Consider the following 12,868-nt stretch of genomic DNA (forward strand, 5'->3'; position numbering starts at 1 on the left):
GGATAGCAGATGGATAATAGTGCAATGGAAGATAAATGCAAAAATAAACTACGCAATCTGTGGGAAAAATATAAATATTTAATATTGTGGTTATTTGTTGTGGTTATTTTTTGGATAATTTATTGGGTGTCAGTGGAATATGGTATTGATGATAACTTTGGTGACGCTAGTGATAGGGGAATATTTGGTGATCAGTTTGGTGGTTTGAATGCTTTGTTTTCTGGTTTTGCATTTGCTGTGATTATTTATACCCTTATTCTTCAAAGAGCAGATCTTGAACTACAGCAAGAAGAGTTAAAGTTAACAAGGGATGAGTTGAAAGGGCAAAAAGAGCAAATGGAAATGCAGACTAAAACTCTAACCAAACAAAATTTTGAGGATACTTTTTTTAGGTTGTTATCATTTCATAATGAAGTGGTTGATAGTTTGAATATGCAAAATCAGCAGGGCAAGGACTTTAAAAAGGGTAGAAGTAGTTTTGAGTGGTTTGTAAATAAAATTAATAAAAATTTTAAGGAAGAAGGAGATCTGTTTATTAATATTGAAAAAACTTTTTTTGACCTTAACGTAGAATTCTGCTCTTATTTTTCCTCTTATGAGAATATTGTTGAGTTTGTTGATACTCAAAATGTTGGTGGCTTGAATTATATAAAATTTTTGCAAGGGCAAATGTCAATGAGTGAAAAATTAGTTTTATGTTACTATGGCTATGTTTATAAAAAAAGTTTTAAGAACTATATAGAAAATTACTCTTTACTTAAAGGTTTGGATAAAAACAAATGGATTCAATGTGATGAACTCAAAACTTACTACGAAGAAAGTGCTTACGATGAATGAAGGACTTCCCCTAACCAACTCCACCTAAACTTTTAAAACTCCTCACTATCCCCAACCAGATTTTGAGGAGTTTATGCCTAAATTTAGCCTTACGTCGTTAGAGCGATTAGCCACCTGCCACGAAGACCTTCAAGTTTTATTCAGTGAAGTCATTAAAGACTGTGATTGCAGTATTTTAATTGGCCACCGTAATCAGCAAGATCAGGATGCAGCCTTTGCGGCTGGCCGTTCTAAGCTGGCATTTCCCCACAGTCAACATAATCGACTGCCAGCGTTTGCTGTAGACGTGGCCCCTTATCCAATTAATTGGGAGGACTACAGTCGGTTTTATTATTTTGGCGGGTTAGTGGTAGGAACAGCAATTAAGTTGTTTAAAGAAGGGCGTATAAAACACCGCTTGCGTTGGGGTGGGGATTGGAATCGTAACCATCAAGTGAGTGACCAGCGTTTTAATGATCTGGTTCATTTTGAGTTAGTCGAGGGAAGTGATGATGGATAAATCAGGTGTTGTCAGTTATGTGGTGGGTTCTGCCACGGTGATTGGTTCGGTGACCATTGAACAGTGGAACACGATGGAGTGGCTCAGTGCACTGGGTATTATTGCCGGTGTGATTGGTGTGCTGGTGCGGATCTATACGGATATTGCCGCCCACCTGGATCGACGGCGGGAACAACCATGAGCTGGTGGAGTAAATTAATTGGCAGTGGTTTAGCTGAACCCATCGAAGCGATTGGTAATGTACTGGATAAAGTCACCACCAGCGATTCTGAACGTGCCCAGGCGGAGATTTTATTATCCCGTATACGACAGCAGCCGCGCTTACTGCAAATTGAGCTGAACAAGGTAGAGGCGCAACATCGTAGTTTATTTGTGGCGGGTTGGCGTCCGTTTATTGGTTGGGTTTGTGGCTTGGGATTAACCTTTACCTTTCTGATTAATCCTATTTTGCAATGGGCCTCTGGCGAGCCAGGACCACAACTGCCGTTTGATGTGATGACGGAGCTAGTCATGGCCCTATTAGGTTTAGGTGCGCTGAGAACCGCTGAGAAGTTCGGAGGACGGGCCAAGTAATGTCCGGTAAGCTAACCCCGAAGCAAGCCATGTTTGTTAAAGAATACCTGGTGGATTTAAATGCCACTCAGGCAGCAATACGGGCGGGGTATAGTGCTAAGACGGCCACAGAGCAAGGTGCACGACTGTTAACCTATGCTAAGGTGCAAAAAGCCATTCAAGCAGAGCAAGTTAATCGTGGTGATCGATTAGAAGTATCCGCTGATCGCATCGAAAAAGAACTCGCCAAAATTGCCTTTAGCCATATTACCGATGTGATTGACTGGCATGAAACCATCCTGGAATCCAATGAGGATGAGCCAAATCATTCAGCGGCCATAGCTTGCCAATCAATACGATTAAAAGACTCAGATACCTTATCCCCAGAAGTCACGGCTACCATCCAGGAAATATCCCAAACCGCTCATGGGGTTAAAGTCAAACTCTACGACAAATTAAAAGCCCTGGAATTATTGGGCCGGCGTCATGGGATTTTTATTGATAAAGTCGAACACAGCGGCACCATCAAAAACCAAAACCTGTCGGAAGTTGAACTTGATAAGCGCATAGCGGAATTAACGAAAAAACTGTCATGACCATGGCAGATAAATTAAAGCTTTTAGCCCTGTTGGAAAAGAAATTAGCGATACGGGCGGCCAACTCATTAGACGCCTATTGTCGTTTTATTGACATTCCCGGTGTGCCGTTATCTGAGTCGGCTGATTGTGAATTATTTTACCCGGATACGGTTGAACCTGCCGAGCACCATCAATTAATTAACCGCACGTTAGAGCAAGTGGAGCAGGGCAGCATTAAACGGGTAATGTTGTTTATGCCCCCCGGCTCGGCTAAATCCACTTATGCCAGTGTGGTATTCCCCACCTGGTTTATGGGCCGTAATCCTAGAAAAAATATTATTTCCACCTCCTATGGCAGTGACCTCGCCAAAAAATTTGGCCGTAAATGCCGGGCGATTACCCGCAGTGAACAATTTAAAACCCTCTTTCATGCCGAATTAAATCAGGATAACCAAGCGGTAGATAACTGGTCGTTATCCAATGGAGCGACCTATATGGCGGGTGGGATTTTATCCGGGATTACTGGCAACCGGGCCGATGGGTTAATCATCGATGATCCAGTCAAAGGCTTTGAACAGGCGGAAAGTGAAACCATTCGGGATAAAACCTGGGATGCTTATTTAACCGATCTACGTACCCGACTGAAGCCGTCTGGCTGGATTATCATTATCCAAACCCGTTGGCATGAGGATGACTTATCCGGTCGTATATTACCGCTAGGCTATGAAGGTCAATCGGGTTGGGTCAATGCCCGAGATGGGGAAGAGTGGTACGTCATCTGTCTTCAAGCGCAATGTGAGCGCGAGGATGATCCGCTAGGTAGACAAATTGGCGAGTATTTATGGACGGATTGGTTTAGCCCTAAACATTGGCAACAGGAACGCACGAGCCAGGGTAGTCGTAACTGGGATGCCCTTTATCAACAACGACCCGCCCCAGCAGAAGGTGGCATCATTAAACGGGCCTGGATTAAACGCTATAAAGCGTTGCCCGCCAATCCACTACGCATTATTCACAGCTGGGATACCGCCTATAAACCTGACCAAATTAATGACCCGTCTGTGTGTACCGTATGGATGGAAACCAAATTTGGTTATTACCTGGTAGATGTCTGGCGAGAGCGAGTGGAATATCCCCATTTAAAAACTGCGGTAAAAGCTATGGCTGCTAAATGGGGCGCACATGCCGTATTAATCGAAGATAAAGCCAGCGGCCAATCCCTCATTCAAGAGCTGCGATTAACAACGAGTTTACCCATTATTGCCATTGAACCCGAAGGCGACAAACTCACCCGCATGAGTAGCCAGAGTGCCACCATTGAAGCCGGTAAAGTGTTTTTACCCGAATCCGACAGTTGGCTGGTGGATTATGAACGGGAAATCTTTGTATTTCCCCTATCCGAACATGACGACCAGGTGGATAGTACAAGCCAGTTCCTGAAATGGGTCAATGACCATAAACAACAGTTTGAGTATAAGCCAGTGAAAGGGTGTGGTACTGAATTTAAACGCAAGAAAGGAGCCTGGTAATGGCTGAAAAAAACAAAACCACCAACAAGCAAAACCTCGCCCGTGAAATTGTTGGCCCATCAGCAGTCCGTAATCCGTTTGCGATGGAATCGGTAGCCAGTGGTTTAACCCCCGGTAAATTAGCCTCGGTATTACAGGAAGCGGCGGAAGGGGATATGCAAGCCTATTTAACCCTGGCAGAAGAAATGGAAGAGCGTGAGCCTCATTACGCCAGTGTATTACGTACCCGGAAATTTGCCGTGTGTAGCCTGGATATTAGCGTGGAGCACAGCACTGAAAATCGATTCACAGAAGAAATACAACAGCTGGTTGATACACCAGAGTTTGCGGACATGATGAATAATGCCCTGGATGCGATTGGTAAAGGGTTTAGTGTCAATGAAATTATCTGGGATCAATCGGGTAGCGTTTGGAAACCGGTCGCCTATCAATGGCGAGATCCCCGTTATTTTAAATTTTTGCAGGATAATCCAGAAGAGTTGCGGATTATTGATGACGCGCATTCTGATCAAGGGCTGGCAATTCCACCCTATAAATTTATTGTCCATCGACCCAGATTAAAATCCGGGTTAACCCTCAGAGGGGGATTAGCTCGATTGGTGGCCTTTTCTTACCTATGCAAAATGTACGGTCTCAAGGACTGGATGGCTTTTTTAGAAATTTATGGTGTCCCGTTGCGGGTGGGGTATTACGACGGTGAAATTGATGACAAGCAGGAAGAAATCCTACGACGGGCTGTGTATGAAATAGGCAGTGATGCTGCCGCTATTTTACCACGGAGTATGGAAATCGAGTTTGTGCAGGTCACCTATGCGGCCAGTGGTTCCGATGCCTTTGCCCGACTGGTGGAGTGGATTGATCGTCAGGTATCGAAAGCGGTACTCGGCCAGACCATGACCGCCGATGATGGTAGCAGCCATGCCCAAGCGCAGGTGCACGATGAAGTGCGCCAGGATATTATTGACGCCGATGCTAAACAATTAGCGGCTACCCTTAACCGGGATTTAATTAAGCCGTATATCGATTTAAATTATGGGGTACAGAAAGAGTACCCGCGCATCAGTCTTAATTTACCTGAAACCTACAACACCGAATTTCTGGCGGATAATCTAGCCAAGTTAGTGCCCTTGGGATTAAAAGTCTCACAGCAGGAAGTATTAAGAAAACTGGGCTTGTCAGAACCCCAGGAAGGGGAGGATTTATTACAAGCCGTTACCCAACCACCTGAAAAAGAAACACCAGGCAAGCAACCCCAAGACAAAGCGAATAATCAGCAACAGGGTTGTCACCATTGTCAGGCGTTGAATAATCAGCAGTCGGATGAAATAGAAGAACTGGAAAAACAATTACTCAATAACTGGCAGCCCCAATTACAGCCCATCATGGATCCGGTGTTAAAAGCGATAAACCAAGCTAAAAGTTATGAGGAAGTACAACAAGTGTTACCTGCGTTATTAACAAAAATGGATCGTAGCCAACTCACGGAGAGCTTAGCGAAGGCGGGATTGATGGCCTATGGCCTCGGGGTAGAGGATGACAGCTAATGCATTTTGCGTTTAATCGTGAACAGAAAACGGGTGATAAACAAGACAGTGACAATAAAACACTCAGCGAAGCGCTGAGCTATTTTCGGGATAAAGGGATTAAAATCAGTTGGGATTATCGTGAGGTATGGAAAGCTGAACATACCCATGCTTTTACGGTATCTAAGGCCATGTGCCAGGATGTGTTGTTAGAGATTAAAGCCGCTGTGGATAAAGCCTTGACTGAAGGAATACCGTTTGAAACTTTCCAAAAAGAATTAATGCCTTTTTTACAAAGGCGAGGTTGGGTAGGTATTAAAATCCAGCCGGATGGCACACGAGTCGAACTAGGGTCCCCCAGGCGATTGAAAATCATTTACGACACCAATATGCGAGTATCCCGTGCGGCTGGCCAATGGGCACGAATGCAGCGCACAAAAAAAGTTATGCCTTATTTGTTGTATAGCTTGGGACCATCCAAAGAGCACCGGCTTCAACATGAACGCTGGGCAGGTTTGGTTTTACCGATAGACGATGTGTTTTGGAATACCCATTTCCCACCGAACGGTTGGGGCTGCAAGTGTCGTGTAAGGCAAGTCACCAAGCGTGAAGCAACCCGGCGAGGACTTTCACCGTTACCTGAAATTAATCCCGTACGTTGGACGAACCAATACACTGGACGCACTGAAATGGTCCCGGAAGGAATTGATCCAGGCTGGAATTATAACCCAGGCCAGTCACGTTCGCAGTGGTTGAAAAAGTATGCTCAGGAAAAAGAGAAAGAGTTTCAGGCGGTATTTGGTTGATTCATGATGAGTTAACCTCATTTCCTATAAGGACTACTTTACCTAATGGTTTGAGCTTACATTTATTCGTTGAAATTATAATATTTCTGTTGTCATCTTTGAATAAGCCTAATTCTCCATTATTAGGTAATGATTCTGTATCTATAATCACAGTTGAATTTTTGACTATCCCAATTTTTATTGCTTCATTATTAGTAACTTTATAATAAAGATATCGTACAGCCATAATCATCCCTTTGGCGTTGGTACACGCGCTTACACTGCGAGGGATTGTGTCCCTCTTATTAATTAGAATGAGGATATGACTATAACTGATTTATTTTTTAAAAAAACTAGGGTAAAACCCTAGTTTTGCAACTTTTTACCAGTTAATGGATTGTGATAGTAATTGAGATAGATTGTTTTTCATACAAAGTGAAATCAAATCAGCTTTTTTCTCACAATTAAATTTTGCTTTTAATGCTTTAATACGATGCTCTGCTCCTTTAATCGTTAATCCTAGTTTATTGGCAAGCTCCTCGCTGTTGCGAGAAGTGCAAATTAGCTTGAGTGTTTCTAACTGTGCTCGCTTGAGCTGAATATTATTGTAAGCAGGACCTAACTTAACTACTTGCTTTTCTGTATCAATTGTAAACTGACCAAGCTCGGCATTTATAATTTCGTGAGAAATACCTAAAATACACTGGTTTTTTTCATCAAATTTCTTTGATGTAATAACGGTGACTATACGGTCATTTATCGTGATGATTTCTCTTTGCCCTTTGATTAGGTGGCCAGATAGCACGCGCTTATCGTCAGCTAGTAGTTCAGATGCCTGCTGACACCAAGGCATATCAAAGTCAGTTAACCCAATTAATTGTTGTGGGGAGTCCATATTGGCTGCTTCTGCATAGGCTTCCGATGCGTAGGTATACTTTCCATGACGGTCTTTAGCAAAAGCGAATACTCCTGGTAGATTCATCATCTCCCTGTACATCGCTTGCTCCTAATGTATAACCATTTGCGAACCGTGATCATGAAATATTTCTGCAATAAATGGAAGGGGTAAACGAAAAAAAATACGACTTTCGTACTAAGTGAAGGTTTTTCTAAATATGGAATGAATTTTAAGAATAATTAAAATGAATTAAAGTAAAAGCAAGCCTGCCGCTAATTGATTTAGTATGACCCATTGGTCGGAATAATTATTTAATAAGTTTCCAAAGAGAAAAGTTATTTCCTGCGAAAAAAATTGCCCCTAATTCACTGATGATTTCCCCCATACACTACAAATGTTCCTTATCAGCAACAGAGAGGTGTGTTTGAGATGGCCCTTGATCATCGGACATTTAATTTACGATTGGAACCAGCCGTTTTGGAATGGTTAAAAAAATATGCTGAAGAGAATAATCGCACGGTAACCGGGCAATTGAGAACCATGATTAAAGAAGAAATGAAGCGTGCAAACTGCAGTAAAGTGGAGGACGTATCATGGAATTAGTTCGATTTAATTTTAACAATAGTCAAGTGCGGGTAATTGAGCGTGGTGGTGAGCCTTGGTTTGTGGCAAAAGATGTTGCTGGCTTATTGGGTTATACCAACCCACAAAAAGCGGTACGAGATCACTGCAAGGCTGCATCTTCCATAGGGGTGAACAAATCGTTCACCCTTGATTCGCAGACAATTGTGATCCCTGAGCGTGATGTTTACAGGCTCATTATGCGCTCGAAATTGCCAGAGGCCCAAAAGTTTGAAGAGTGGGTTGTCGGGGAAGTACTACCCAGTATTCGACAAACGGGCAGTTACGGACTTACTCAAATTGATTGGTCCAATCCACAGCAGATTGCGGGTATCTTGGCTCAGTCCATGGAAAAGATTCAAGAGCAAAACCGGCAAATTGAAGTTATGAAACCGCAAGCTGACGCCTATCACCGTATTGCGACATCCGATGGTGCTCTGTGTATTACAAATGCTGCAAAAGACTTGCAAGTGAGACCAAAAGATTTATTCCATTGGTTATCCGCCAATAAATGGATATATCGACGGCCTGGCAGTAGCTGGACGGCTTACCAGGATAAAATTCAGCGGGGGTTGCTAGAGCATAAAGTCACCGTGGTAAGCCGATCTGATGGCAGTGAAAAGACGGTGGAGCAGGTAAAAGTGACGCCAAAGGGGTTGGTTAAGTTGTCAGAGCAGCTTTTGTCGGTGGCTTAGCTTACCATTGCCAAATATGAGATAATCGTCTGAACTTAGGCCCCGTAATGGGGCTGTTTCCTTTGTTATTAGGTGAATGTTTCTGTGCAGTACAAGAGTTATTTAAAACTGACTTTGTTGATGCCTGTTATTGGGCCACTTCTGGTTTGGGCAATGACATTTTTAATAGAACTGGTAATTAATCCTTCCTGGATTGAAGATGTTCAGGGTTATTTTTTCCTGAATTTAATAGGCTTGGTTTACTTGGCTATTCCTTTCTTAATTGCCCTCATTCTCTGTTGGAGTAACTTGAAGGACCTTACGAATAAGCAGTCATTCAATTCAGTGTGTTTGTTTCCAGTCGTAGTGATTGTTTTCACTTTACTCTATTTACCCATTTTTATATTAATGACGGGGAGCTTAGAAGTTCTTTTTAATATGCAATCTATACGCTTTATTATGTATGTATTAGGTCTAGAGCTGCTCATGGGAGCACCTTGGGTTGTACTTTCACTCTTGCTTATTCCTGTATTAAAGCGAATTAGTTTTATAAAAACAGAAGAAAAATAATTTCCCCTAACACCTGCCTTCCGCCCGCATTACCCTGCGGGCATGAACAATCAAACCATTGCACTTAACACCGAGTTAAACCCCATTCTCCAGGCCATCGAAGCCAGCCAAGCCCCGCAGTGGGTGCAATTAATTCCGGCTGGCGTTGATGTCGTTGGCCGTGATGGCCGGGCCTGGCTCAATGATAACCCCCAAGCGATCGTGCGTGCCTTTAACAGTAGTGGGGTCGAGTTACCCATTGATATTGAGCACGCCACTGAGCACAAAGCACCAAAAGGCGAACCGGCCCCTGCAGTGGCCTGGGTCAAGCAGTTAGAGACCCGTGACGGCGGTAGTATCTGGGGTTTAGTCGCCTGGAACCGGGAGGGGGACGCGCTAGTCACCAGTAAGCAGTATCGGTACCTCTCGCCGGTTTTTTATTTTGAAAAAGACACCCGTCGTATTTCCCGGCTAACTTCGGTTGGCCTCACCAATAAACCCAATCTGGAATTAAAAGCACTGAATCAGCGCCAGACACAAGAGGAATCACCTATGGATGAAGCACTACTCGCCGCGTTGGGCCTGGCGCCTGGCGCGACTGTCGAGCAGGCCATTAATGCCATTAACCAACTGAAGGCCAATGAGCAGAAGGCGGTCAACCAACAACAAACGCCAGACCTGAATAAATTTGTGCCACGCTCAGATTACGATAAAGCGATTAACCGCGCCCAAAGCGCCGAGCTGGAAATTAAAAAACAGCAGGAAAAAGCCCTGAATGCTGAGATAGAAACGCTGATCGATAAGGCATTAAAAGACGGGGTGATTACCCCTGCCAGCGTGGAATACCATAAAAGCTGTTGCCGCCAGGAAAAAGGGCTGGAGTTATTTAAACAATTTATCCAGCAAGCCCCAAAAGTGGTGAAGGAGGTTGATAATTTCGATAAACCGCCACAGGGTTCCAGTGACCAACTGTCTGCTGAAGATAAAGCCGCTTGCCAATTTTTAGGGCTAACGGAAGAAGAATTTAAATCCAATAAATAACCTGATTTAACGCTTGTTGTTCGCTGCACTGTTATTGCTAAAAAGGAAATCGATGAATGGCCATCATTACCCCCCAGTTAATTAAAAGTTTATTTGCCGGCTATAAAGCCAACTACCAAAAAGGCTTGGGGATGGCGGCCCCTCAATACAAACAAATCGCCACGGTAATTCCCTCCAGCACCGCTAGCAATACCTACGGTTGGTTAGGGCAATGGCCAGGGTTTAGAGAATGGATTGGTGATCGGGTAATTAAATCCATGGAAGCCCATGGTTATCAGATCATGAATAAACAATTTGAAAGTACCGTTGGCGTTAAACGTACCGATATTGAAGACGACAACTTAGGTATCCCTCTCTGTCAGGCTAGTTGTCGTTTTTATTCACTGAGATGACGACAGATAACTGATGGCTAAATATACCAAACAGCAAAAAGAAAATATCTTAAAGCTATTGCTCCCACCCGAAAATAAATCAGTCCCAGTGGTACACAAAATGACTGGCATTCCTCAGTCAACCCTGCATACTTGGAAAACCAAAGTGCGAAGTCAATCTGCCAACATGCCGAAAGAAACATCAAATCAAAGCTGGTCATCAGAACAAAGGCTTAATGTGATCATTGAGACAGCGGCCTTATCTCAAGCAGAGCTAGCAGCCTATTGCCGAAAAAAAGGGTTGTATGTTGAGCAAGTTGAGCAGTGGAAACAGGCATTTATTCAGCCAGAGCAACCCTCCCAGGAGCTAAAGAAAAGCTTGCAAGTGGAAAAGCAGCGGTGCCAACAACTTGAAAAAGAGCTAAAGCGAAAAGAAAAAGCACTGGCCGAAGCCGCGGCCCTGTTAGTCCTTCAAAAAAAAGCTCAGTCAATCTGGGGACCGGACGAGGAAGCCTAACGTCGTATGCGGATAGGCAACAAACAGTTCAGTTAATTGGGGAAGCCACAACTGCAGGGGCTCGGCAATTTAAGGCCTGTGAAGTATTAGGGTTAACCCCGCGCACTTATCAACGGTGGCAGCAAGGCGGTGAGCTACAACCGGATGGCCGCACCACTGCACAGCGTCCATTGCCGCCTAATAAGCTGCCTCCCAATGTTCATCAACAGATGCGAGAAACGCTGAATTCACCGGAGTTTGCTGACCTCCCACCTTCTCAGATTGTGCCTAAATTAGCAGATCAAGGTGAGTATATTGCCAGTGAAGCCAGCTTTTATCGGCTCATGCGGGCAGAAGGGTTATCAACCCATCGAGGGAAGACCCAATCTCGTCAACCCAAACCGAAAACCACCCACACGGCGACAGGCCCTAATCAACTTTGGTGCTGGGATATCACTTGGTTGCCAGGTCCCGTCACCGGCATCTTTTTTTACCTGTATTTGATCCTTGATGTTTTCAGCCGCAAGGTGGTTGGCTGGGAGGTGCACGATTGTGAGCGTAGTAGCCTAGCGGCAGACTTAATACAGAAAGCCTTCTGGCGGGAAAATCTCCATAAAATTCACCAGCAGCCCCTGATATTACATTCAGATAATGGGAGTCCAATGAAGGGAAGCGCTTTACAAGTCAAACTCGCTGAACTTGGTATTGAGCCTTCTTATAGTCGACCGCGAGTTAGCAATGACAATGCTTATGCAGAGTCCATATTTAAGACCACTAAATACCGACCAGATTTCCCTCACCAAGGGTTTACCTCATTAGAAAGCGCTCAACGGTGGGTTGATCAATTTGTTCATTGGTATAACCATGAGCATCAGCATAGTGGATTAAAGTTTGTAACACCGGTACAACGCCATACAGGTGAAGACCTAGTTATTTTAAGCCGGCGGAAACAGGTTTATGAGCAAGCTAAAGCAGCTTCCCCTAACCGATGGAGTGGGAATATACGAAACTGGGAGTTGGCAGATGAAGTCCACTTAAACCCTGAGAGAAATCAAACTCGTTAATATCCATTTAAAACTGTGCAACTCCCCTCTTTAATTGAAGCTGCTGAGGATGGATGCTTTGCATCGCAAGGCGTCCACCAGAAGGAGCAATGGGTGTTGTCTGTGTTATTAATAATTAGCCCTAAATTGATTATTAATATTTATTATGCCTCACGTTTTGAGATAGCTCGATGAAGATAAGAAGATAACACGACAACTACGTTGACAAACACCGGTATTTATGCGCCGATGTTTCAGGAGATGGGGCGGGCAACCTCCGCATTTCCGGATGAGCTGACGTTCCCTTTATTACAAGCGGGTTTTGCTGAGACTTGTTACGACGGCCAATATTTCTTTGATAATGATCACCCAGTCAATACCCAAGTTGATGGGCAGGGCACGGATAATAGCGTGTCGAATATCATTAAAGATGATGCTTACCAAGGCCCCACTTGGTATTTAATGGACACCAGCCGTGCGATTAAACCGATTATTTTCCAAGAGCGGAAAAAGCCCAAGTTTGTGCCGATGACCAAAGAAGAAGACGAGTCTGTCTTTATGCGGGGCGAATACCGTTATGGGGTAGACCTGCGTTGTAATGTCGGCTTTGGTTTCTGGCAAATGGCCATTGCGGTACAAGCGGAATTTGGTCTGGACAGTCTCTGGGAAGCCAAGGCCAGAATGTCAGAATTTAAAGCCGACGGGGGTCGTCCATTGGATTTAAGTCCGAATTTAATTGTTGCCCCGGCCACTCTGGAGAAAAAAATCACCCAAACCCTTAGCCGGGAATTAATTCAGGAAGGCAACACCACGGTTTCCAATGAATTAAAAGGGGCCTTCAGTACTTTAATTTCTCGTCGTCTGTAAATCAT

Annotated in this window: 16 protein-coding genes and 1 pseudogene; 15 read left to right on the forward strand and 2 right to left on the reverse strand. The window is 44.1% G+C overall.

The features are described 5' to 3' along the window. Positions 1-9: 9 nt before the first annotated feature. From G4Y78_RS12110 to G4Y78_RS12145, 8 genes are all read left to right on the forward strand, one after another. Positions 10-837 (forward strand): putative phage abortive infection protein, encoded by an 828-nt coding sequence (locus G4Y78_RS12110; protein WP_163833268.1) that lies wholly within the window; start codon positions 10-12, stop codon positions 835-837. Between the two features lie 73 nt (positions 838-910). Beyond that, positions 911-1,336, forward strand: coding sequence for a M15 family metallopeptidase (locus tag G4Y78_RS12115; RefSeq protein WP_163833269.1), 426 nt, complete (start codon positions 911-913; stop codon positions 1,334-1,336). Then, positions 1,326-1,517, forward strand: coding sequence for a hypothetical protein (locus tag G4Y78_RS12120; protein ID WP_163833270.1), 192 nt, complete (start codon positions 1,326-1,328; stop codon positions 1,515-1,517). The genes G4Y78_RS12115 and G4Y78_RS12120 overlap by 11 nt, the downstream gene beginning before the upstream one ends. Continuing rightward, positions 1,514-1,909, forward strand: a complete 396-nt coding sequence (locus tag G4Y78_RS12125) for a 3TM-type holin (RefSeq protein WP_163833271.1) — start codon at positions 1,514-1,516, stop codon at positions 1,907-1,909. The genes G4Y78_RS12120 and G4Y78_RS12125 overlap by 4 nt, the downstream gene beginning before the upstream one ends. Then, positions 1,909-2,484 (forward strand): terminase small subunit, encoded by a 576-nt coding sequence (locus G4Y78_RS12130; RefSeq protein ID WP_163833272.1) that lies wholly within the window; start codon positions 1,909-1,911, stop codon positions 2,482-2,484. Before G4Y78_RS12125 ends, G4Y78_RS12130 begins: the two co-directional genes overlap by 1 nt. Before the next feature lie 2 nt (positions 2,485-2,486). Further along, positions 2,487-3,995 (forward strand): phage terminase large subunit, encoded by a 1,509-nt coding sequence (gene terL / locus G4Y78_RS12135; RefSeq protein WP_163833273.1) that lies wholly within the window; start codon positions 2,487-2,489, stop codon positions 3,993-3,995. Further along, complete coding sequence (locus tag G4Y78_RS12140; RefSeq protein ID WP_163833274.1) at positions 3,995-5,539, forward strand: DUF935 domain-containing protein; 1,545 nt, start codon at positions 3,995-3,997, stop codon at positions 5,537-5,539. Before terL ends, G4Y78_RS12140 begins: the two co-directional genes overlap by 1 nt. Further along, positions 5,539-6,324: a phage head morphogenesis protein gene (locus tag G4Y78_RS12145; protein WP_163833275.1), complete on the forward strand. Its 786-nt coding sequence runs from the start codon at positions 5,539-5,541 to the stop codon at positions 6,322-6,324. Before G4Y78_RS12140 ends, G4Y78_RS12145 begins: the two co-directional genes overlap by 1 nt. A gap of 1 nt (position 6,325) precedes the next feature. Here G4Y78_RS12145 and G4Y78_RS12150 read toward each other — a convergent pair whose 3' ends face one another. Continuing rightward, a complete protein-coding gene (locus G4Y78_RS12150; RefSeq protein WP_163833276.1) occupies positions 6,326-6,550 on the reverse strand; it encodes a hypothetical protein in 225 nt (74 codons plus the stop codon). Between the two features lie 135 nt (positions 6,551-6,685). Next, positions 6,686-7,300 (reverse strand): helix-turn-helix transcriptional regulator, encoded by a 615-nt coding sequence (locus tag G4Y78_RS12155; RefSeq protein ID WP_163833277.1) that lies wholly within the window; start codon positions 7,298-7,300, stop codon positions 6,686-6,688. Between the two features lie 330 nt (positions 7,301-7,630). On the opposite strand from G4Y78_RS12155, the gene G4Y78_RS12160 reads away from it, so the two are divergent. The 7 genes and pseudogenes from G4Y78_RS12160 to G4Y78_RS12190 all read left to right on the forward strand — a co-directional run bounded on the left by G4Y78_RS12160 (position 7,631) and on the right by G4Y78_RS12190 (position 12,863). Continuing rightward, complete coding sequence (locus G4Y78_RS12160; RefSeq protein ID WP_163833278.1) at positions 7,631-7,804, forward strand: Arc family DNA-binding protein; 174 nt, start codon at positions 7,631-7,633, stop codon at positions 7,802-7,804. After that, the gene (locus tag G4Y78_RS30705; RefSeq protein ID WP_222937692.1) at positions 7,795-8,517 is read left to right on the forward strand and encodes a phage antirepressor KilAC domain-containing protein; all 723 of its coding nucleotides are present in this window, start codon (positions 7,795-7,797) and stop codon (positions 8,515-8,517) included. Before G4Y78_RS12160 ends, G4Y78_RS30705 begins: the two co-directional genes overlap by 10 nt. 153 nt (positions 8,518-8,670) lie before the next feature. Beyond that, on the forward strand, positions 8,671-9,066 hold the full coding sequence (locus G4Y78_RS12170) for a hypothetical protein (protein WP_163833279.1): 396 nt from the start codon (positions 8,671-8,673) through the stop codon (positions 9,064-9,066). Positions 9,067-9,189: 123 nt separating this feature from the next. Then, positions 9,190-10,086, forward strand: a complete 897-nt coding sequence (locus tag G4Y78_RS12175) for a phage protease (protein ID WP_222937693.1) — start codon at positions 9,190-9,192, stop codon at positions 10,084-10,086. 56 nt (positions 10,087-10,142) lie between these two features. Continuing rightward, the gene (locus G4Y78_RS12180) at positions 10,143-10,478 is read left to right on the forward strand and encodes a Mu-like prophage major head subunit gpT family protein (protein ID WP_163833281.1); all 336 of its coding nucleotides are present in this window, start codon (positions 10,143-10,145) and stop codon (positions 10,476-10,478) included. A gap of 13 nt (positions 10,479-10,491) precedes the next feature. Then, positions 10,492-12,017, forward strand: a pseudogene (locus G4Y78_RS12185) (IS3 family transposase). A gap of 201 nt (positions 12,018-12,218) precedes the next feature. Then, complete coding sequence (locus G4Y78_RS12190) at positions 12,219-12,863, forward strand: Mu-like prophage major head subunit gpT family protein (RefSeq protein ID WP_268935075.1); 645 nt, start codon at positions 12,219-12,221, stop codon at positions 12,861-12,863. Positions 12,864-12,868: the final 5 nt, after the last annotated feature.

It is taken from the genome of Spartinivicinus ruber (assembly GCF_011009015.1).
Classification (GTDB): Bacteria; Pseudomonadota; Gammaproteobacteria; order Pseudomonadales; family Zooshikellaceae; genus Spartinivicinus; species Spartinivicinus ruber.